The organism is Methylorubrum podarium (assembly GCF_040270385.1).
GTDB classification, from domain to species: domain Bacteria; phylum Pseudomonadota; class Alphaproteobacteria; order Rhizobiales; family Beijerinckiaceae; genus Methylobacterium; species Methylobacterium podarium.
Genome location: NZ_JBELQE010000050.1, coordinates 107,598 through 128,690 on the forward strand (window position 1 = coordinate 107,598; position 21,093 = coordinate 128,690).

Consider the following 21,093-nt stretch of genomic DNA (forward strand, 5'->3'; position numbering starts at 1 on the left):
GATCCCCGCCGCCGCCGAGCCGCCTGCCCGGCCCGCCCCGCTCCCGATCCGGCCCGCGCCGCATCGGGGTGAGGCGTCAATCTTCCCGTGAGCCGATGAAACTCTTCCGCTGTCAGTCCTGCGACAACGTCCTCTATTTCGAGAACCGCACCTGCGGGCGCTGCGGCCATCGGCTCGCCTATCTGCCGCAGCTCGGTCGCATCTCGGCGCTGGAGCCGGCGGGCGACAACAATGCCTGGACCCCGCTCGCCGCGCCGGACCGCCCGAGCTTCCTCTGCACCAACGCCGCGCACGACACCTGCAACTGGATGGTGCCGCCGGGCACCACCGACGCCTTCTGCCTCGCCTGCCGCCACAACGGCATCGTGCCGGACGTCGGCGATCCGGTGAACCTGGAGCGCTGGCGGGAGATGGAGCATGCCAAGCACCGGCTGTTCTACACCCTGCTGCGCTGGAACCTGCCGCTGAAGACCCGCGCCGAGGATCCCGAGCACGGCCTGATCTTCAATTTCCTGGCCGATCCGCCGGATGCGAGCGGCCCGAAGGTGATGACCGGCCACGAGAACGGCATCATCACCATCGCCCTGGTGGAGGCCGATCCGGCCGAGCGCGAGAAGCGCCGCGCCGCCATGGGCGAGCCCTACCGGACGCTGCTCGGCCATTTCCGCCACGAGGTCGGCCACCATTACTGGGACATCCTCGTGCGCGACGCCGGCAAGCTGGAGCCGTGCCGGGCGGTGTTCGGCGACGATTCGCAGGACTACGGCGCGGCGCTCCAGCGCCACTACGACCAGGGGCCGCCGCCGAACTGGCAGGAGACCTTCGTCTCGGCCTACGCCACGACCCACCCTTGGGAGGACTTCGCCGAGACCTGGGCGCACTACCTGCACATCGTCGACACGCTGGAGATGGCCAGCGCCTTCGGCATGCAGGTCAAGCCCAAGGCCGATGTCGGCGGCGCGTTGGCCACACGGGTCGATTTCGATCCCTATATGGCCGACAGGATCGAGCAGATCATCGACGCGTGGCTCCCGTTCGTCTTCGCCATGAACAGCGTCAGCCGGGCCATGGGCGAGGGCGACCTCTACCCCTTCGTCCTCGCCCCGCCGGTGGTGACGAAGCTCGGCTTCATCCACGACCTCGTGCACGGGCGGGTGTGAGACGGTTTCCGGTTGATCGCCTCGGGCAGAGCATGGCCTGTCCCCTCCCCACAAGGGGGAGGAGAGAGGCGGTAGCCGAACCGATCAGGCGGAAACCGTAAGCGGTCGTCCGCGTCGGATCGGTCGGGGGTCAGGCCCGCCCGGCCTCCGCCGAGAGCATGGCCGGGTCGATGCCGATCGCCTTGAGGACCTGATCGTACTTCGTGCCGAGTCCCGGATCGAAGATCAGCTCCGGGTCGGCCGGGCAGTTCAGCCAGCCGTTGGCCAGGATCTCGTTCTCGAGCTGCCCCGCCTGCCAGCCGGCATAGCCCAGTGCCAGCACGGCGTTCGAGGGGCCGCGCCCGTCGGCGATGGCGCGCAGGATCTCCACCGTCGCCGTGAGGCAGACGCCCTCGTCGATCTGCAGGGTCGACTGGTCGATGTGGAAGTCGGCGGTGTGCAGCACGAAGCCGCGCTTGGCATCGACCGGGCCGCCCATCAGCACCGGCATGTGGCCGACGCGCTCGCGCAGGCGGATCGCGTCGGACTCGCTGGCGATGTCGAGCTGGATCAGGAGATCCGGCATGTTCAGGTCGGCGACCGGCTTGTTGACGATGATGCCCATCGCTCCGTCCGCCGAGTGGGCGCAGAGATAGATCACCGAGCGCGCGAATCGTTCGTCGCCGATCCCCGGCATGGCCACGAGGAACTGGCCGTCGAGATAGGCCGGGTCTTTGAGCGAGGGGTCGGGTCTCTGCATCGGGCTATGCTAATGCGGCGGCCATCATTGATCCATAAGGCAAACGCACGCGCGGGCCGGGCGTGCCTCGACAGTGGCGCGAAGCGCGTCTAACGGTTCGAGGCTTTTTCCGAGGAGAGCACGGATGACGATTCAGGTTGGCGATCACCTGCCCCAGGTCACCTTCCGGGTGAGCGGGCCGGAGGGTCCGCAGGCCAAGACGACCGACGACGTGTTCAAGGGACGGCGCGTCGTGCTGGTCGGCGTGCCGGGTGCCTTCACGCCGGCGTGCCACCGCAACCACCTGCCGGGCTTCGTCGCCAAGCGCGAGGAGATCATGGCCCGCGGCGTCGACGCGATCGCCGTGACCTCGGTCAACGACATCTTCGTGCTCAACGCGTGGCAGCAGCAGAGCGGCGCCGAGGGCATCGAGTTCCTGGCGGACGGCAATGCCGAGTTCGCCAAGGCGATCGGCCTCGACATGGACGGCTCCGGCTTCGGCCTCGGGCCGCGCTCCCAGCGCTACGCGATGCTGGTGGATGACGGCGTCGTGCGCATCCTCAATGTCGAGGACACCCCGTCGAAGGCCGAGGTCTCGGGCGCGGAAGCGCTTCTGAAGGTGCTCTGACCGAGCCGGCGCGAACGAACCTCTCCCCTACGGATGTCGGGCTTGCCCGATATCCGCCTTCCTTGACCAAGTCGGGCTTGCCCGATTTGGGCAGATGCTTGCGGATCTCGGGCAGGCCCGAGATCCGTGGAGGGAGGGTTTACCCCTCCCAGCCGTAATCCCGCGCATCCGTCGCGGTGCGATGGAACGCCAGCCGCCGGTCGTATTCCAGCGGGTCCTTCGGCTGCACCAGGGCACCGGGCGGCACGTTGAGCCAATCCACCAGGCGGGTCAGCATGAAGCGCATGGCCGCGCCCCGCGCCAGGATCGGCAGCGCCGCAATCTCGGCCGGCTCCAGCTTCCGCACCGCGTCGTAGCCCGCGATCATCGCTCCCGCCTTGTCGCGGTGGAAGGTGCCGTCGGCGTCGAAGCACCACGCGTTGAGGCTGATCGCCAGATCGTAGGCGAAGGCGTCGGTGCAGGCGAAGTAGAAGTCGATCAGGCCCGACACCGCGTCGCCGATGAAGAACACGTTGTCGGTGAAGAGGTCGGCGTGGATGACGCCGCCCGGCAGGCCCTTCGGCCAGGAGGCTTCGAGACAATCGAGGTCGGCGCGGGCGCGGGCGGCGAGGCCCGGCGCCACCGTGTCCGCCTGTGCTTCGGCCTGGGCGAAGAGCGGGCGCCACGCGCCGACCGAAAGGTTGTTCTCGCGCACCATCGGGAAGTCGCGGCCGGCGGCGTGGAGCCCGGCCAGCGCGGCGCCGAGCGCCCGGCAATGCTCGGCGTTCGGGCGGCTCAAGGACACGCCTTCGAGGAAGGTGACGATCGCCGCGGGCCGGCCGCAGAGGCGCCCCAGCGCGGTGCCGTCCCGGTTGCGCACCGGCTGCGGGCAGGCGAGGCCGGCCCGCGCCAGATGGCCCATGAGGTTGATGAAGAACGGCAGGTCCGCCTCGTTCACCCGCTTCTCGTAGAGGGTGAGGATGTAGTTGCCCGTGCCCGTGTGCAGGAAGAAGTTCGAGTTCTCGACGCCTTCCGCGATGCCCTTGTACGAGAGCAGCTCGCCGAGCTCGTAGTCTCTGAGGAAGGCGCGCAGCGCCTCGTCGGAAACGTCGGTATAGACCGCCAAGGTGCCGCTGCCGGGTTCGCGCAAGAGAAAGGGGCGCCGAGGGCGCCCCTGGAGGTCGTACGGCCGGCGCGTCGGGCGCCGGCGACGGGTCCGCCCTACTCGGCGGCCTCGCTGCGCAGCTCGCGCGGCAGCGGGAAGGACATGTCCTCGACGGTGACCGAGACCTGATCCACCGTCACGTCGAAGCGCGCGGCGAAGGCGTCGATGATCTCCTCCACCAGAACCTCCGGCGCCGAGGCGCCCGCGGTGAGGCCGAGGCGGCGCACGTCCTTGAACGCGTCCCAGTCGATCTCTTCCGCCCGAAGGACGAGGCGGGTGATGGGGCAGCCGGCCCGCTCGGCGACCTCGCGCAGGCGCTGCGAGTTCGACGAGTTGGAGGAGCCGACCACGATCAACGCATCGACCCGCGGCGCGACCTCCTTGACCGCTTCCTGGCGGTTGGTGGTGGCGTAGCAGATGTCGTCCTTGTGCGGGCCGTGGATCGCCGGGAACTTGGCCTTGAGCGCCTCGACGATGTGCTTGGTGTCGTCGATCGACAGGGTGGTCTGCGTCACCCAGGCGAGCGCCTGGTCGGCCGGCGGGTTGAGCGCGTCGATCTGCTCGATGTCCTCGACCAGGGTGATCGAGCCCTTGGGCAGCTGGCCCATGGTGCCGACCACCTCCGGATGGCCGGAATGGCCGACGAGGAGGACGTGGCGCCCGCGCTTGTGGTGGATCTCGGCCTCGCGATGGACCTTGGTCACCAGCGGGCAGGTGGCGTCGATGGTGGTGAGACCGCGCGCGTCGGCGTTCTGCGGCACCGTCTTGGCGACGCCGTGGGCGGAGAAGATGACGGGCGCGCCGCTATCGGGCACCTCGTCCAGCTCGCGCACGAACACGGCCCCCTTCCGCTTCAGGGTCTCGACCACGTACTTGTTGTGGACGATCTCGTGGCGGACGTAGACCGGCGCTCCGTAGATCGCCAGCGCCCGCTCGACCACGTCGATGGCGCGCACCACGCCGGCGCAGAAGCCGCGGGGGGCGCACAGCAGGATCTCCAGTGGCGGCTTGTCGCCCGTCACGGCCGGCTGCGGGACCCGGTTCGGGTCGGCGGTGAGGTTGATGGTGTCAGCGCTCATGATCCCGCGGATGTGGAGAGGGGTGGCCGGGTCTGTCAACAGCGGCCAGCCCGAAAGCCGCGACAGGTTGGGGCCTGTCCGTCATCTTTTACATAGCACAGACGGCGAATCCGTGACCCCCGCCATCCGCTCATGCGCCCAGCATCCTCACCCGTGTGGCAACGATGCCCGCCGAATCGGCCGCGGCACGGGGCGGGTTGCGGGGCCGGGCATGTGACGAACGACACGCAAATCACTCTCGCGATGGCGGGGCGAGCGGGCTAAGGGGAAGCCTTCCCCCGTCCGGAACCAGCGAGGCACCAGGCTTTCATGGCGAGCGCCACGGACCATGCCAGCTTCCTGCCGCCGGTGCTGACCTTCCTGTCGGCGGCGGTGATCGGCGTGCCACTCGTGCGCCTGCTCGGCCAGAGCGCGGTGCTCGGCTACCTCGTGGCGGGCGTGGTGATCGGCCCGGCCGGCTTCTCGCTGATCGCCGAGCCCGAGACCGCGGCGAGCGTCGCCGAGATCGGCGTGGTGCTGCTGCTCTTCATCGTCGGGCTCGAACTGGAGATCTCGCGGCTCGTCTCGATGCGGCGCGACATCTTCGGGCTCGGCGCCGCCCAGCTGGCGCTGTGCTCCCTCGTCATCGCGGGGGCGGCCCTCGCCTACGGCCTGACGCCGGCGGCGGCGAGCGTCGTCGGCATCGCCATCGCGCTCTCCGCCACGGCGGTCGCGCTCCAGCTGCTGGAGGAGCGCGGCGATCTCGGCTCACCCTATGGCGGGCGCTCCTTCGCGGTGCTGCTTTTCCAGGACATCTCGGTGGTGGCGATCCTGGCGCTGCTGCCGCTGCTGGCCTCGGCCGGCGCCACGCCGAAGGACGGCTGGGTCGACGAGGGCCTGCGCTCCACGGGACGCGCGGCGATCGCGGTGGCGGGCGTGGTGCTGGTCGGGCGCTACGGCCTCAACCCGTTCTTCCGCCTGCTCGCGGCCGCGGGCGGGCGCGAGGTGATGACGGCGGCCGCCCTCCTCGTCGTGCTCGGCACGGCGATGGTGATGGAGAAGGCCGGCCTCTCGATGGCGATGGGCGCCTTCCTCGCCGGCGTGATGCTCGCCGAGTCGAACTTCCGCCACCAGCTCGAGGCCGATATCGAGCCGTTCCGCGGCATGCTGCTCGGCCTGTTCTTCATGAGCGTCGGCATGTCGATCGACGGCGGGCTGCTCACGAACCACTGGGTGGCGCTCCTCGCCACGACCATGGCGGCGATCGCGGTGAAGATCGCCCTGGTGGCCGGGCTGTTCCGCCTGTTCGGCTCGCCCTGGCTCGACGCCCTGCGCGGCGCGGCGGTGCTGGCGCCGGCCGGCGAGTTCGCCTTCGTGATCCTGCCGGCGGCGGGCGACCTGCGCATCCTCGCCTCGGACGTGACCCGGTTCTGCGTCGCGCTCGCTGCCCTGACCATGCTGGTCGGCCCCATCGCCGCCAAGGGGCTCGACGCGCTGATCGCCCGTCGCCCGAAGGAGGCCGAGCCGCCCTCGGACGTCGGCGAGGCGCAGGAATCCGGCGACACCCGCGTGCTGGTGGTCGGCTTCGGCCGCTTCGGGCAGATCCTGGCGCAGGTGCTGCTGGCGGAAGGCATCAACATCACCGTCATCGACAAGGACGTCGAGCAGATCCGCAACGCGACGAGCTTCGGCTTCCGCATCTATTACGGCGACGGCACGCGGCTCGACGTGCTGCGCGCCTCCGGCCTCGCCAAGGCGGAGCTGATCTGCGTCTGCATCGACGACGCGCCGGCGGCGCTGAAGATCGTCGACATGGTGCACGAGGAATTCCCGAACGTGCGCACCTACGTGCGCGCCTACGACCGGACCCACGCCATCGAGCTGATGAACCGCGACGTCGACTTCCAGCTTCGCGAGACGGTCGAATCCGCTCTCGGCTTCGGCCGCGCCACGCTCGAGAGTCTGGGGCTCTCCGCCGAGGCCGCCGCGCGGCGGGTCGAGGACGTGCGCAAGCGCGACGTCGCCCGCCTCGTGCTGCAGCAGGCGGGCGCGATGCCGGACGGCTCGGGCTGGCTGCGCGGCACGCCGGAATTGCGGCCCGAGCCGCTCACTGCGCCGAAGAGCCCGTCGCGGGCGCTCAGCGCCGAGACCCGCGGCCTGATCGAGCCGCAGCCGCACGAATCCGCCGCCCGCGCGCTCGAACCCGAGGATGCCGAGCCGAATGCCTGAAGCGGGCGAAGGGACGGTGCCGCAACCGGGACGGGACGACGGCGCGGCGCGCTTCGTCTCGGGCTCGATCCTGCGCCACGTCGTGGTGATGAGCGCCACCGGCTCCGTCGGGCTGATGGCGATCTTCGCCGTCGACCTGCTGTCGCTGTTCTACGTCTCCAAGCTCGGCGATCCGGCGCTGACCGCGGCGGTCGGCTTCGCCTCGATCGTCCAGTTCTTCGCCATCGCCATCAATATCGGCCTGATGATCGCGGCCGGCGCCCTGGTCTCGCGGGCGATCGGCGCGGGAGATCCGGCGGGCGGGCGGCGGATCGCGACCTCTGTCACCGTCCACTGCCTGATCGCGTCCGCCCTGCTGGCCGCCCTCCTGATCGCGCTGCTCGACCCGCTGCTCTCGGCGATCGGCGCAGAGGGGCACACCCTCGACGTCGCCAAGCGCTACCTCTGGATCAGCCTGCCCTCGAACCTGCTGCTCGGGCCGGGCATGCTGTTCACCGGCCTCCTGCGCGCCGTCGGCGCGGCGCGGGAGGCGATGCTCGTGACCCTCGGCGGCGCCGTCATCACCATCTTCGTCGATCCGCTGCTGATCTTCGGCTTCGGTCTCGGCGTGGACGGCGCCGCGCTCGCGGTCTGCGTCGCCCGCGTCACCTTCATCGCCGTCGGCTGGGCCGGGGTCCGGCGCTACCGGCTGCTCGAAGCCCCGCGCCTCGACGCGATCCTCGGCGACCTGCCGCTGGTGACCCGCATCGCCCTGCCGGCGGTGCTGACGAACCTCGCCCCGTCCGTCGCCAGCGCCTTCGTCGCGCATGCCCTGTCCGGCTTCGGACCGCCGGCCATCGCCGGCAACGTGGTGATCGACCGCCTCGCGCCGGTCGCCTTCTGCGGGCTGTTCGCGATGTCGGGCTCGATCGGCCCGATCCTGGGTCAGAACTGGGGCGCGGGCCGCTTCGACCGGATGCGGGGCGTGCTCCGGGTCGGCGCCGGGGTGACGGCGCTCTACGTCGTGGTGGTCTGGCTGCTCCTCGCCCTCGCGCGGACGCCGCTGGCCGGCGCCTTCGAACTCGAGGGCGTGGCGGCCGACCTGTTCGGCTTCTTCTGCCTCGTGAGCGGACCGGTCTGGTTCTTCAACGGGCTCCTGTTCCTCGCCAACGCCTCGTTCAACAATCTCGGCTTCCCCTTCCTCTCGACCCTGCTGAACTGGGGCCGGGCGACGCTGGGCACGGTCCCGCCCGCCCTCGCGGGCGCGGCGTGGTACGGGCCGGAGGGCGTGATCGCCGGCACCGGCATCGGCTCGGTCGCCTTCGGGGTGGCGGGCCTCGCCCTCGCCTTCCGGACCGTGGGCCGGCTGGAGCGCGGCGTCGGCACCGAGGGAGCTGCCGCCCTCGATCCCCCCGCGGCCGACGAGGCGGTGCAGGCGGCCCCCTCCAGCGGAATGTCGCTGTGACGATTCCGGCGGCGATCGGCGGCTATCCTTAGGAAATCGGAGCGGGATCGGGCTAAAAGCTGGTCAGCCCCGCCCGGTTGCGACACACTCGCGGCCGAGGCCGTTCCGGCGAGCCTCCGGGCGTGAGTGTCGACGGCCATCGCCGGCGCGCGGCCGGAACGAGGGTTGAGCCCGCGTCATGCGCCCGTCGTCACGGCGCGATCGGGGCAGGACCCGGACGACGTTCGGCATCCGGACCGTTGCTGCTCCCGCGAGGCGCCCGGCCATGTACACGATGTTCGACATCCTCCAGAGCCAGGGCGACGCGAGCGTGCAGGCCTTCGGGCAGCAATTCGGCCTCACGCCGGAACAGACCCGCCGCGCCATGGAAGCCCTGCTCCCGGCCCTGTCCATGGGCATGCAGCGCAACGCCGGAGCCGATCCGATGGGGTTCGGCCGCCTGTTCGGGCTCGGCCAGCCGGGAAAGGCGCCGCCCGGCGGCGCGGACATGCTGGCGGGATTGTTCGGCTCGCCCATGATCGCCCAGGCGGTGATCCAGCAGGCGTCGGCGGCGAGCGGCGTCGGATCCCAGGCCCTGCGGCAGATGCTGCCGATCATGGCCGGCATGATCGTGGCCGGTATCGTCCACCTGCTTCTCAACGCACCCGCCCCGGCTCCGGCGGCCGAGGCGCCGCCCTCGCCCTATCCGGTCGGCACGCTCTGGACGGATTGGCTCAACGGGCTCAGCGCCGCCGCCGCGCAGATGGCGCCCGCGGCACCGCCCCCCGCTCCGCGCGCGACCGCCCGGAAGCCGGAGGCCGCCCCGCTGCCGGACGCGACGAAGGCGTCGATGGACGTGATCCAGCAGATGCTCCAGACCGGCGCGGAGGTTCAGGAGCAGAACGTCAAGGCGATGAAGGAGGCGTTCGACGCGTTCTGGAGCCAGCCGAAACCGGAAGAGGCCAAGCCTGAATCCGCTCCGGCCCCCTCATCCATCCCAGGGAAGGAGGCGGTTGCCTCGAGGCGCAAGCCGACCGGGCCGAAATAAGGGCCCTTGAGAACGGCAATCCCAGAATTGAGCCGACCGGTTTCACCCGGACGCCGTGCCGATCTGACGACCTTAACGCCGCCTCACGCCGAGAATTATCATACCGGTATCGCACGAAAGATCTGAAACGGCGTCAGCGCACGTATCGCTACTCGAATTTGAACAGCTCGAAGATCCTGGGAAACAAATCCACCAGTGTGCTTCCGTAGAGACGGAAGGCGCCGAGAACCGCGATTCCAACTCCGGTGCAGACGAGCCCATACTCGATCGCGGTTGCCCCCGTCTCGTGACGGGCGAAGCGAATGAGAGCCTTGCGCAACGGCGCGGCGGCTACCGGAACGGGCGCGGATGGAGGAAGCGAAGACACGGCGCATCGTCCCGGACGTGTTGCAGTCGCGTGACCCTGCCAGCCTGAACTTGCAGCGAACTTAAGAGCATTGAAGAAAGCGGGGACATTCCCCGTCGAACCGTCTCATTCGAAGGATGGTCCGTCCTCGGACCACCCGAAGGGCGATGGACCAGGGGACGTCCGTCCTCCTGCCATCGCCCGTCGGTCAGCCCGCTTTGCGGAACGCTCGATCGCGTCAGTCCTTGCCGGTCTCCTTGCGCAGGGCGTCGATGCGCTTCGACGCCTCCGCCTTGTCGAGATCGGGCTCGAAGGCGTCCGGGGCCTTGGCCTGCTCGGACAGGGTCTTGAGGTAGGAGGCCTGCGCCCCCGTCATCGGCTCGGAGCCGGTGGTCCACTCGTCCGGGTCCTTGATCCGGTTCGACTCGTCGGTCGGATCGGATTTTGGGTTCTCGGCCGCGGCCTGATTTTTCGTCGTCTTGCCAGTCATCGACGCGCTCACATCGTTCATGGATTGTTCTCATGAACGCGAGGGACGCCATGAGGTTCCGGGCTCGATGGCGCGCCCGGAACCTCGCAACGCGTCCCTCAGGCGGCGACCGCCCGCGGCTGCACTTCGGCGAGGTAGTCGTCCATCAGCGTCTTGGTCAGCGCCCCGGGCGTGAAGCGGTAGGGGCCGATCTCGGAAACCGGCGTCACCTCGGCGGCGGAGCCGGTGATGAAACACTCGGAGAACCCCGTCATCTCTTCCGGGCGGATACGCCGCTCGATGACCTCGATCCCGCGGCGCTTGGCCAGCTCGATCACGGTCTGACGGGTGATGCCGTTGAGGAAGCGGTCGGCCTGGGGGGTATGGATCGCGCCGTCGGCGATGAAGAAGACGTTGGCGCCGGTGCACTCGGCGACGTAGTCCTCCCAATCGAACATCAGCGCATCCGCGTAGCCCTTGTTCTCGGCCCGGTGCTTGGAGATCGTGCAGATCATGTAGAGGCCCGCCGCCTTCGAGGTGGAGGGCGCCGTGCGCGGGTCGGGGCGGCGGTAATCGGCGATGTCGAGCCGGATGCCCTTCATCTTGGTCGCCGGATCGAAGTAGCTCGGCCATTCCCAGGCGGCGATGGCGAGGTGGATGGTGTTGTTCTGCGCCGCGACGCCCATCATCTCCGAGCCGCGCCACGCAACCGGGCGCAGGTAGGCGTTCTGAAGACCGCTGGTCGCCAGCACGTGGGCCTTGGCCGCCTCGATCTGATCGACGGAGTAAGGGATCTCGAAATCGAGGAGCTGGGCCGAGCGGCGCAGGCGCTCGGAATGCTCGCGGCTCTTGAAGATCCGGCCGCCATAGGCCCGCTCGCCCTCGAACACCGACGATCCGTAGTGGAGGCCGTGGCTGAGCACGTGGATCTTCGCCTCGCGCCACGGCACCATGGCGCCGTCGAACCAGATCGTGCCCTCACGCTGATCGAAGGGAATGACGGACATCTCTCGAAGTTCCTCTGCGCGGCCTCGGCCAAGCGCGGGGTCGCAGGGTGGGGTCAGAGCCGGCGCGCGGACGCGGGATGAATGCAGCGGTGAGCTGTACCGGCAGGGTTGACGGGTATCAATCGGCCTGAGATATGTCAACAACACTGACTTATCTTCCCCGGGCCGTCCGGCGCCCTGGGACTGCCGCCGACCGAGGTTTCCACGACGTGACCCCTGTGACGACGCCCGATGCCGACACGGCGCTACAGGCTTCCTGTGAAACTTCTCGCCCCGCTTGCCACGCCACGGGCGGCGACAGCGACGACCTGATCGAGCTGCTGTTCTTCGCCTATCGCGATTTCGTCGGTGATCCGGACCGGATCCTGGCGCAGTACGGCTTCGGCCGGGCGCATCACCGGGTGCTGCACTTCGTCGACCGCTATCCCGGCCTCACCATCGCTGAACTTCTCGATATTCTGCGCATCACCAAGCAGAGCCTCAATCGGGTGCTGAAGGACTTGATCGACCAGGGCTATGTCGAGCAGCAGACCGGCACGAGCGACCGGCGCCAGCGGCTCCTGTTCTGCACCCCGTCCGGCCGGGCGCTGACGGCCGACCTCACCCGCGTCCAGGTTCGCCGGATCGTGCGGGCGCTCGATGCGCCGGCCGAGGACGACGAGGGGGAGCGCGGGCGCGGGTCCCGCGCGGCCTCCGCCCAGGACTTCCTGCTGGCGATGATCGAACCGGCGGAGCGCGCCGCGATTCGCCGGCTGATGGCGCGCCGCGCGACGGTGCGCGCGTGATGTCGGCCCAGAGCGCCCTCAGGCCGCGGCCCGAGCTTCCGGACCACGCCCCCCACATCCTGCTCGTCGACGACGACCGGCGGGTGCGCGAACTCCTGTCCCGCTTCCTCTCGGAGCAGGGTTTTCGCGTGACGGCGGCGGCGAACGCGGCGGAGGCGCGCCTGCGCGGCCAGTGCTTCGTGTTCGACGCCCTCGTGCTCGACGTGATGATGCCCGGCGAGAGCGGCTTCGACTATGCCCGCTCGGTGCGCGAGACCTCGCGGGTGCCGATCCTCATGCTGACCGCCCGCTCCAATCCGAACGACCGCGTCACCGGACTGGAGATCGGCGCCGACGATTATCTGCCGAAGCCGTTCGAGCCGCGCGAGCTGATCCTGCGGCTCAACAACATCATCCGCCGCCACGCCGCGCTTCCGGACGCGCGCGCCTCGGGCGAAGGTGCCGTCAGCTTCGGCCCGTTCAGCTTCCGCGCCGACCGGGGCGAACTGCGCCGGGAGAACGAGCCGGTGAAGATCACCGAGCGCGAGCGCGAGATCCTCACCATGCTCGCCCAGGCGCGGGGCGGCAACGTCGAGCGCGAGACGCTGGCGGGCAACGGCGGCTTGGCGGCCGAGCGCACCATCGACGTGCAGATCAACCGCCTGCGCCGTAAGATCGAGCCGGATCCGGCCAATCCGAGCTTCCTGCACACCGTCCGCGGCGTCGGCTACCGCCTCGCCATCGATTGAGGATTCCATGGCGGCCCCCGCCGGCCTCTCCTCGAGCGAACCCCGCCGGGCCGGCGCGCTCGCGGCCGTCTTCGGCCGGATCCGCAAGGGATGGCGGCGCCTCAGCCGGGCGATCGGCGACGCCCTGCCGAAGGGCCTCTACGCCCGCTCGCTGATCATCATCATCGCGCCGATGGTGCTGCTCCAGTCGGTGATCGCCTACACCTTCATGGAGCGGCACTGGCAGCTCGTGACCCGCCGGCTCTCGGCCGCCGTCACCGCCGACGTCGCCGCGCTGATGGACATCTACGAGTCCTATCCGCAGGACAAGAACGCGGAGACGCTCTCCCGCATCGCCGGCGAGCGGCTGAATCTCGACGTCGACATCCTGAAAGGCGCCAAGCTGCCGAGCCCGGGGCCGCGGCCGTTCTTCTCGATCCTCGACGAGGTGCTCTCGGACGAGATCCGCCGCCAGATCCGGCGACCGTTCTGGATCGACACGGTGGGACGTTCGAGCCTCATCGAGATCCGCGTGGCGATCCCCGAGGGGGTGATGCGGGTCACCGCCCGCCGCAACCAGGCCTACGCCTCGAACTCGCACATCTTCCTTCTATGGATGACGGGCTCCTCGCTGGTGCTGCTCGGCGTGGCGATCCTGTTCCTGCGCAACCAGATCAAGCCGATCCTGCGGCTCTCGGCGGTGGCGGAGGGGTTCGGCAAGGGGCGCGAGATCGAGTTCAAGCCCCGCGGCGCCCGCGAGGTCCGGCAGGCGGGACACGCCTTCATCGAGATGAAGCGGCGCATCGAGCGCGCCATGGAGCAGCGCACGGCGATGCTCAACGGCGTGAGCCACGACCTGCGCACCATCATCACCCGCTTCAAACTCTCCCTCGCCCTGGTCGAGCAGACGCCGGAAGTCGAGGATCTTCAGCGGGACGTCGACGAGATGAGCCGGATGCTGGAGGGCTATCTCGCCTTCGCCCGCGGCGATTCCGCCGAGACCGCCGCCGAGACCGACATGCGGATCCTGCTGGAAGATCTGCGCAGCGACGTCGAGCGGCTCGGCGCCCATGTCGAGGCGGTCGAGATCGAGGGCAGCCCGCTCGTCACCGTGCGGCCGGACGCGATGCGCCGCTGCCTGTTCAACCTCGCCGCCAACGCCGCGCGCTACGCCGACACCGTGGCGATCTCGGGCAAGCGCGAGTATCGCGCCTTTGTCGTCGCGATCGACGACGACGGGCCCGGCATCCCGGTCGAGAGCCGCGAGGAGGTGTTCAAGCCGTTCGTGCGTCTCGACGACGCGCGCCAGGACGCCGGCGGCTCCGGGCTCGGCCTCGCCATCGCCCGCGACATCGCCCGCGCCCATGGCGGCGACGTCGCGCTGCACGACAGCCCGCTGGGCGGCCTGCGGGCGACGGTCCGCATCCCGGCCTGATCGAGACCCGGCCGCTCGCGCCGTTGCATCGCCCCGACATTCGACCGAGGCCATCGCTCGAAGCCGCCCGGGCGGCTTCGCGGCGCGAAGAGCGCCGCGCGGAGCGTGCCTCGGCTCCGCCGAGGCGTCGAGCGGAGCGAAAGCCTGAGCCCGCGGAGGCGGGCGCCGGCGACTGAGGCGGACAACGGCCGGGGTGATCGCTTCAGCGATCACCCCGAGATTCTGAGGCGCGGGAGTTTCCTCCGGCGGAACGGCGATGCTAAGACCGCTCCGCATTATTGTTCGGGCCGCGCCGCGGTCCCTCAACGAACGCGAGTGACGTCGAATGAACCCGCTGGTGCCGCTTTCCATCGTGCTGCTCATCCCGATCGCGGCGGTCTGCGCCGTGCTCTTCACGGATACGGGGATCGAGCCGGCCCTGTTCTACGCGGCGGTCAAGACGTTCGCGATCCTGTTCGTCATCGGCGGCGCGATCTCGTTTGCCGCCAGCCGTCTCGCCGCGCGCTCGCACGGCTGAGAGCGGCGCCGGCCGGCGCCTGGCGGAAGGTCGAGACCATGCTGCGTGTCGTACCTTCCTTCGACCGGATCGGCGACGAGAACGCCTTCGCCGTCCTCGCCCGTGCCGCCGCGCTCGCGGCGCAGGGCCGCGACGTCGTCAACCTCGGCATCGGCCAGCCGGACTTCCCGACCCCGGCCCACATCGTCGAGGCGGGGATCAAGGCGCTGCGCGACGGCCATCACGGCTACACGCCGGCCGTCGGCATTCCGCCGCTGCGCGAGGCGGTGGCGCGGGACATCCATCGCCGCCACGGCGTCGAGGTCTCGCCGGACGCGGTGATGGTCGTGCCGGGCGGCAAGGTCACCATGTTCATGGCGATCCTGATGTTCGGCGCGCCCGGCGCCGAGATTCTGTATCCCGATCCCGGATTCCCGATCTACCGCTCGATGATCGAGTTCACCGGCGCAACCCCAGTGCCGGTGCCGATCCGTGAGGACAACGGCTTCGCCTTCTCGGCGGAGGAGACGCTCGCGCTGCTCACGGAGCGCACGCGCCTCCTGATCGTCAACTCGCCGGCCAACCCGACCGGCGGCGTCACGCCGAAGGCCGAGGTCGATGCCCTGGTGGAGGGCCTTGCCGCCCATCCCGGCGTCGCCGTCCTGTCCGACGAGATCTACGGTACGATGACCTACGACGGGGAAGCGCATGTCTCGCTCCTCGCCTATCCCGGGATCCGCGACCGGCTGATCTACCTCGACGGCGCCTCGAAGACCTACGCGATGACGGGCTGGCGGCTCGGCTGGTCGGTCTGGCCGAAGCCTCTCCACGACGCCGCCCGCAAGCTCGCGGTGAACTCCTTCTCCTGCGTCAACGCCGCCACGCAATGGGCCGGGATCGCCGCCCTCGACGGGCCGCAGGATGACGTCGCGGCGATGGTCGCCGCGTTCGACCGGCGCCGACGGCTCGTCGTCGAGGGCCTGAACCGCCTTCCGAACGTCTCCTGCGTCACGCCCAAGGGCGCGTTCTACGCTTTCCCGAACGTCGCCCGGACCGGCTGGAAGGCCAAGGCGCTCGCGACCGCGCTCCTCGACGAGGCCGGCGTCGCGGTCATCGGCGGACCCGATTTCGGCATCCACGGCGAGGGGTACCTTCGCCTCTCCTACGCCAACTCCGCCGAGAACATCGCGCGGGCCCTCGACCGCATGCGGCAGTTCCTGTCCGAGCGCGCGCCCGGCTGACACAGCGAAAGCATCCGTATCGGCCCGCGGCAGGTTTCGAGAAGCTCTGCCTACGATTTGGGCAGGTTCGAGCAATCTCGGCCTTTCTCGATTTTCCATGCATCCGAATTCGAGGCTCGGGCGTTACAGGGCCATGCTTCGCTGCGCCTGGATCGCGGCGGACGTCATAACGACGGAGTTGCTCGAATGAAGATCAAGACCCTTCTCGCCGCCTCGGCCATCGCCCTCGCCCTGCCCATGGCTGCCCAGGCGCAGGGAACCCTGCGCGGTGCGGAGCGCGGTGCGCAGGAAGGCGCGGATGCGGCCGGCCCGATCGGCGGCATCGTCGGCGGTGCGGTCGGCGCGGCCACCGGTACGATCGGCGGCATTCTCGGCGTCGAGGATCGCCCGCGCTTTCGCTCCTATGTCCGCGAGCGCAATGTCCGCTCCTACGACTATGACGGCCGCGTCGTCGTCGGCTCCACCCTGCCGTCCTCCGGCGTGACCTATTACGACGTCCCGAACGAGTACAACGTGACCCGCGGCACCCGTTACACGGTCGTCAACGACCGTCCGGTGCTGGTCGACGGCCGTCACCGGATCATCGAAGTGCTCGACTAACCACCGACCCCATGGGCCGCCCGCACAGGGCGGCACCGCCCGGCCCCGGTACCCCGTGCCGGGGTCGTTTTCTTGTCTGGCCCCGATCTTCGACCCAATTCAGCTCCGCATCGTACTTAGGTCGCCCGCAAGCGATGATGTCGGACGCAACGGTCTATGTCTTCGATCGTTGAACTGTCCGAGACACCGTGACGACGGATCAGGACTGACCATGAGCGGCGCCGACACCACACCCGAGAAGCTTTCCGACAGCCCGCCCCTGCCGGAATCTGTTCGTGACCATCTCGGTCACGAGCTGCGCGGCGTCCTGACGGAGACGGCTCCCGAGCCGCGCTTCCTCGGCGACGAGCCGCATGTGCCGGAGAAGTTCGAGCCGCAGATCCGCCGTCTCGAGACGCGTCTGAAGACGCACGAGGAGGGGACGGAAGCCGTGGAACAGGCGCTCGGCCGCATCCTCGATGCCTTCGGCGTCACGCCCCACGATGGCAACGGCAGGACCTAGGACGGATCAAGCCTTCCGGACCGCCAGCAGGTCCCGGATCTCGGCCAGCAGCTTCACGTCCGCCGGCACCTCGGCTTCGGGCTTCGGCTTGGCCTCTTCCTTGGATTTTAGGACGTTCATGGCCCGGATCACCATGAACAGCACGAAGGCGATGATGGTGAAGTTCACGGCGAGCGTCAGGAACTGGCCGTAGCCGATGACCGCGCCGACCTTCTTGGCCTCGGCATAGGGCATGCCCGCCTGCACCTTGGACGAGAGCGGGATGTAGTAGTTCGAGAAATCGAGTCCGCCGGTGACCGCGCCGATGATCGGCATGATGACGTCCTGAACCAGTGAATTGACGATCGCGCCGAACGCCGCGCCGATGATCACGCCGACGGCGAGATCGACCACGTTGCCGCGCAACGCGAATTTCTTGAACTCTTCCAGCATGCCGAGCCTCCTTCGACGCCGTCTCCGTCGGAGGACGCCGTCTGCGAAGCTATGCCGGAGCGTGCGGCTGCCAAGGGGACGCTGGCCGTCGCCGTAGCGTGCTCCGGATCCCGGCCCCTCGTGCGCCGGCCACGCAACCCCCGCGGCGCGAGAGCCGTCGCGCACCCCGCAAGGAAGTGCGAACAGCCAAGCCGAGAGTAGATTGGGACTCACCGCAATCTTCAGCGGCCAAGATTTGCCGCGCGCACAATCTTTTAGAAAAAGACGGAAACAAACTGGTTAGCTTTGCAGACAGATTGGTCGGCGACAGCGCCCAGGGCCGTGGGTTCTTCGATCGCGTTTAGGATCAGTTCATTTTTAGATTGCTACCGAAGAATCACTACTCCAAACGCTCCTGTCTCTGCCGAGGTACCGCTTCGGATGCCCGACGAACTGCTCCGCCCCTCATTGCCAGAACATCCCGGCGCCAGCCAGGATAAAACGGCAAAATCCGTGACGGGTCACCTGACTTTCGCGCTGCGCGATTACTTCGATCTCGCCAGCCAGGCGCCGCTGCCCGGCCGGCTCGCCGAGCTTCTGCAGCAGTTCGAGACGGCGCTCGCGGCTCATGGCGGGCAGGTGGAGGTCATCTTCCGCGACGACCTGGTGAAGGCGCTGCCGATGCTGCGCACCTTCGCGATCTCGCTCACCGCCAACCCGACGCGGGCCGACGACCTCGTTCAGGAGACCATGGTCAAGGCCTGGGCGAATCGGGAGCGGTTCACGCCCGGCACGAACTTCACGGCGTGGCTGTTCACCATCCTGCGCAACCAGTTCTACACGGAGGTGCGCAAGGGCCGCCGCGAGGTGGAGGACGCCGACGGTGTCCACGCCGGCACGCTCACCGCCCACCCCGACCAGGAACACGCCGCCGGCCTGCGGATGGTGATGAACCTGATCGGCACGCTGCCGCTGCCGCAGCGGCAGGCGCTCCTGCTCGTGGGCGCGGAGGGCTTCACCTACGAGGAAGCGGCCGAGCGCCTCGGCTGCCAGGTCGGCACGGTCAAGAGCCGCGTCAGCCGGGCCCGCGCCTTCCTGATCGATTCCTTCGACGGATTGCCCGACGGCTTGGCGGCGGCACGGGCCTGACCCGCGCCGCCCTCTCGATCCGACCCTTCGCCGATCAGACGTCGAGATTCGCCACGCTCAGCGCGTTCTCCTGGATGAACTCGCGGCGGGGCTCGACCACGTCGCCCATCAGCTTGACGAACAGATCGTCGGCATCGGTCGAATCCTTGACCTTCACCTGAAGCAGCGAGCGCACGTCGCGGTCGAGGGTCGTCTCCCACAGCTGCTGCGCGGTCATCTCGCCCAGGCCCTTGTAGCGCTGGAGCTGGAGCCCCTTGCGGCCGAAGGCCATCACCGCCTCGAACAGGCCGACGGGACCGTAGAGTTCCGTTTCGTCCCCCTTGCGGGCGAACGTCACCGGCTCCTCGTAGATCTCGCGCAAGGTCTCCGCCCGCTCGGCGAGACGGCGGGCCTCCTGCGACGCGAGCAGGGTCGCGTCGAGGGTGGCGACCTGTTTGACGCTGCGCAGCGTCCGGCTGAAGACGTAGCCGCCTTCCGCGGCCGCGCCGGTCCACCCCTTCTCGATCTCGTCGGCGATCCGGTCGAGGCGCTTGGCGGTCCGATCGGCCAGCACCTCGGCCTCGCCGGCATGCTCGGCCGCATCCTTGGCGAAGGCCCCGGCCAGAACCGCCTGCTCCACCACCGAGCGGTCGTAGCGCGTGTGGAGCCCGAGCAGGATGCCGCGGAAGGCGCGCGCCTCCTCGACCAGCGTCTTGAGCTGGGCGCCGCCGAACTCGGTGCCAGAGGCGAGCCGCAGCACGGCACCCTCGACGCCCTGGTCGATCAGGTAGTCCTCCAGCGCCCGCTCGTCCTTGAGGTAGAGGGCGCGCCGGCCGCGCTCGGCTTTGTAGAGCGGCGGCTGGGCGATGTAGAGGTGCCCGCGCTCGATGATCTCCGGCATCTGCCGGAAGAAGAAGGTCAGCAGCAGCGTGCGGATATGCGAGCCGTCCACGTCCGCATCGGTCATGATGATGATGCGGTGGTAGCGCAGCTTGTCCGGGTTGAAGCCCTCGCGGTCGGTCGAGGAGCGGCCGATGCCGGCGCCGAGCGCGGTGATCAGCGTGCCGATCTCGGCCGAGGACAGCATCCGGTCGGCGCGCACGCGCTCGACGTTGAGGATTTTTCCGCGCAAGGGCAGGACGGCCTGGAAGGTGCGGTCGCGGCCCTGCTTGGCCGAGCCGCCGGCGGAGTCGCCCTCCACCAGCAGGATCTCGCACTTCGACGGATCGCGCTCCTGACAGTCGGCGAGCTTGCCGGGCAGCGAGGCGATGTCGAGCGCGCCCTTGCGGGTGATGGTCTCGCGGGCCTTGCGCGCCGCCTCGCGGGCGGCCGCCGCCAGAACCACCTTGGCCATCACCGACCTGGCCTGGGCCGGGTTTTCCTCCAGCCAGGTCGAGAGACCCTCGTTGAGGATGTTCTCGACCGCCGGGCGGACCTCGGAGGAGACGAGCTTGTCCTTCGTCTGCGAGGAGAATTTCGGGTCCGGGACCTGGACGGAGATGACGGCGGTCAGGCCTTCGCGGCAATCGTCGCCGGTGAGCGAGACCTTCTCCTTCTTGGCGATCCCCGAGGACTCGGCGTAGCCGGTCATCTGGCGCGTCAGGGCGGCGCGGAAGCCCGCCATGTGGGTGCCGCCGTCGCGCTGCGGGATGTTGTTGGTGAACGGCAGGACCGTCTCGTTGAACGAGTCGTTCCACCAGAACGCCGCCTCGACGCGGATGCCATCGCGCTCGCCGAGCACGGTCACCGGCTTGGTCATGCCGTCGACGGGTTTGCGGGAGCGGTCGAGATAGCGCACGAACGCCTCGACGCCGCCCTCGTAGCAGAGCTCCTCCCGCCTGTGCTCGGCATGGCGCGCGTCGGTCAGCACGATGCGCACGCCCGAGTTCAGGAAGGCGAGCTCCCGCAGGCGCTTCTCCAGTGTCGCGAAGTCGAACTCCGTCATCGTGAAGGTGTCAGGACTCGGCAGGAACGTCACCTCGGTGCCGCGGCGGTCGCCCGCCGGGCCGACGACCTCGAGCGGGGCCACCGCGTCGCCGTGGTGGAACTCCATCCGGTGTTCCTTGCCGCCGCGCCAGATCCGCAGCTTCAGGCTGACCGACAGCGCGTTGACGACCGAGACGCCGACGCCGTGCAGGCCGCCCGAGACCTTGTAGGAGTTCTGGTCGAACTTACCGCCGGCATGGAGCTGGGTCATGATGACCTCGGCGGCCGAGACCCCCTCCTCCTTGTGGATGTCGGTGGGGATGCCGCGGCCGTTGTCGGAGACCGTGCAGGAGCCGTCGGGGTTCAGCGTCACCGTCACGAGGTCGGCGTGGCCGGCAAGCGCCTCGTCGATGGCGTTGTCCACCACCTCGTAGATCATGTGGTGCAGGCCGGAGCCGTCGTCGGTATCGCCGATATACATGCCGGGCCGCTTGCGCACGGCATCCAGGCCCTTCAGCACGCGGATCGATTCCGCGCCGTAGCTGTCGGCGTGTTCGGTGTTGGGGGAGTCAGCCATGAAATTCCTCGGGCAGGCGGCTCGTGAGCCCTTTTTCGAGCCCGGACGGACCGGG

20 protein-coding genes are annotated in these 21,093 nt (G+C 69.2%); 13 read left to right on the forward strand and 7 right to left on the reverse strand.

The window, feature by feature from the left end; all coding sequences use genetic code 11:
- Positions 1–95: 95 nt before the first annotated feature.
- Positions 96–1,160 carry a zinc-binding metallopeptidase family protein gene (locus ABS772_RS08515; protein WP_350393737.1) on the forward strand — a complete coding sequence of 355 codons (1,065 nt, stop codon included), beginning with the start codon at positions 96–98 and terminating at the stop codon, positions 1,158–1,160.
- A gap of 130 nt (positions 1,161–1,290) precedes the next feature.
- Here the strand turns inward: ABS772_RS08515 and ABS772_RS08520 are convergent, their stop codons facing one another.
- Complete coding sequence (locus ABS772_RS08520; RefSeq protein WP_238256046.1) at positions 1,291–1,899, reverse strand: YqgE/AlgH family protein; 609 nt, start codon at positions 1,897–1,899, stop codon at positions 1,291–1,293.
- A gap of 124 nt (positions 1,900–2,023) precedes the next feature.
- Here ABS772_RS08520 and ABS772_RS08525 point away from each other — a divergent pair, with 124 nt between their 5' ends.
- A complete protein-coding gene (locus ABS772_RS08525) occupies positions 2,024–2,506 on the forward strand; it encodes a peroxiredoxin (protein WP_238256047.1) in 483 nt (160 codons plus the stop codon).
- 139 nt (positions 2,507–2,645) lie between these two features.
- Here ABS772_RS08525 and thrB read toward each other — a convergent pair whose 3' ends face one another.
- Together thrB and ispH are read right to left on the reverse strand one after the other, a co-directional pair.
- Positions 2,646–3,611, reverse strand: a complete 966-nt coding sequence (gene thrB, locus ABS772_RS08530) for a homoserine kinase (RefSeq protein WP_350393794.1) — start codon at positions 3,609–3,611, stop codon at positions 2,646–2,648.
- A 95-nt stretch (positions 3,612–3,706) separates the two neighbouring features.
- Positions 3,707–4,729: a 4-hydroxy-3-methylbut-2-enyl diphosphate reductase gene (gene ispH, locus ABS772_RS08535; protein ID WP_012454500.1), complete on the reverse strand. Its 1,023-nt coding sequence runs from the start codon at positions 4,727–4,729 to the stop codon at positions 3,707–3,709.
- Between the two features lie 309 nt (positions 4,730–5,038).
- Between ispH and ABS772_RS08540 the strand changes: the two genes are divergently transcribed.
- The 3 genes from ABS772_RS08540 to ABS772_RS08550 all read left to right on the forward strand — a co-directional run bounded on the left by ABS772_RS08540 (position 5,039) and on the right by ABS772_RS08550 (position 9,408).
- Positions 5,039–6,937, forward strand: a complete 1,899-nt coding sequence (locus ABS772_RS08540; protein WP_350393743.1) for a monovalent cation:proton antiporter-2 (CPA2) family protein — start codon at positions 5,039–5,041, stop codon at positions 6,935–6,937.
- Entirely contained in the window at positions 6,930–8,381 is a 1,452-nt protein-coding gene (locus ABS772_RS08545; RefSeq protein WP_350393745.1) for an MATE family efflux transporter, read from the forward strand. The genes ABS772_RS08540 and ABS772_RS08545 overlap by 8 nt, the downstream gene beginning before the upstream one ends.
- Before the next feature lie 265 nt (positions 8,382–8,646).
- Positions 8,647–9,408: a DUF937 domain-containing protein gene (locus tag ABS772_RS08550; protein ID WP_350393747.1), complete on the forward strand. Its 762-nt coding sequence runs from the start codon at positions 8,647–8,649 to the stop codon at positions 9,406–9,408.
- Positions 9,409–9,992: 584 nt separating this feature from the next.
- Here ABS772_RS08550 and ABS772_RS08555 read toward each other — a convergent pair.
- Both ABS772_RS08555 and ABS772_RS08560 read right to left on the reverse strand, forming a co-directional pair.
- Positions 9,993–10,265, reverse strand: a complete 273-nt coding sequence (locus ABS772_RS08555; protein ID WP_350393748.1) for a DUF3072 domain-containing protein — start codon at positions 10,263–10,265, stop codon at positions 9,993–9,995.
- Between the two features lie 77 nt (positions 10,266–10,342).
- The gene (locus ABS772_RS08560; RefSeq protein ID WP_350393751.1) at positions 10,343–11,230 is read right to left on the reverse strand and encodes a branched-chain amino acid aminotransferase; all 888 of its coding nucleotides are present in this window, start codon (positions 11,228–11,230) and stop codon (positions 10,343–10,345) included.
- 209 nt (positions 11,231–11,439) lie between these two features.
- Here ABS772_RS08560 and ABS772_RS08565 point away from each other — a divergent pair, with 209 nt between their 5' ends.
- From ABS772_RS08565 to ABS772_RS08595, 7 genes are all read left to right on the forward strand, one after another.
- Positions 11,440–12,015: a MarR family winged helix-turn-helix transcriptional regulator gene (locus tag ABS772_RS08565; RefSeq protein WP_238254982.1), complete on the forward strand. Its 576-nt coding sequence runs from the start codon at positions 11,440–11,442 to the stop codon at positions 12,013–12,015.
- Positions 12,015–12,743 carry a response regulator gene (locus tag ABS772_RS08570; protein ID WP_238254981.1) on the forward strand — a complete coding sequence of 243 codons (729 nt, stop codon included), beginning with the start codon at positions 12,015–12,017 and terminating at the stop codon, positions 12,741–12,743. The genes ABS772_RS08565 and ABS772_RS08570 overlap by 1 nt, the downstream gene beginning before the upstream one ends.
- 7 nt (positions 12,744–12,750) lie before the next feature.
- On the forward strand, positions 12,751–14,157 hold the full coding sequence (locus ABS772_RS08575; RefSeq protein ID WP_238254980.1) for an ATP-binding protein: 1,407 nt from the start codon (positions 12,751–12,753) through the stop codon (positions 14,155–14,157).
- 325 nt (positions 14,158–14,482) lie between these two features.
- Complete coding sequence (locus tag ABS772_RS08580) at positions 14,483–14,674, forward strand: hypothetical protein (protein WP_238254979.1); 192 nt, start codon at positions 14,483–14,485, stop codon at positions 14,672–14,674.
- A gap of 38 nt (positions 14,675–14,712) precedes the next feature.
- Entirely contained in the window at positions 14,713–15,894 is a 1,182-nt protein-coding gene (locus tag ABS772_RS08585; protein ID WP_350393754.1) for a pyridoxal phosphate-dependent aminotransferase, read from the forward strand.
- A 186-nt stretch (positions 15,895–16,080) separates the two neighbouring features.
- Entirely contained in the window at positions 16,081–16,494 is a 414-nt protein-coding gene (locus ABS772_RS08590; RefSeq protein WP_012454488.1) for a DUF1236 domain-containing protein, read from the forward strand.
- Between the two features lie 211 nt (positions 16,495–16,705).
- Complete coding sequence (locus ABS772_RS08595; RefSeq protein ID WP_238255091.1) at positions 16,706–16,996, forward strand: hypothetical protein; 291 nt, start codon at positions 16,706–16,708, stop codon at positions 16,994–16,996.
- 6 nt (positions 16,997–17,002) lie between these two features.
- Here the strand turns inward: ABS772_RS08595 and mscL are convergent, their stop codons facing one another.
- Entirely contained in the window at positions 17,003–17,428 is a 426-nt protein-coding gene (gene mscL, locus ABS772_RS08600) for a large conductance mechanosensitive channel protein MscL (RefSeq protein ID WP_238255090.1), read from the reverse strand.
- A 420-nt stretch (positions 17,429–17,848) separates the two neighbouring features.
- Between mscL and ABS772_RS08605 the strand changes: the two genes are divergently transcribed.
- Positions 17,849–18,556, forward strand: a complete 708-nt coding sequence (locus tag ABS772_RS08605) for a sigma-70 family RNA polymerase sigma factor (RefSeq protein ID WP_350393755.1) — start codon at positions 17,849–17,851, stop codon at positions 18,554–18,556.
- A 34-nt stretch (positions 18,557–18,590) separates the two neighbouring features.
- On the opposite strand, the gene gyrB is transcribed toward ABS772_RS08605, so the two are convergent.
- Complete coding sequence (gene gyrB / locus ABS772_RS08610; protein ID WP_350393757.1) at positions 18,591–21,038, reverse strand: DNA topoisomerase (ATP-hydrolyzing) subunit B; 2,448 nt, start codon at positions 21,036–21,038, stop codon at positions 18,591–18,593.
- Positions 21,039–21,093: the final 55 nt, after the last annotated feature.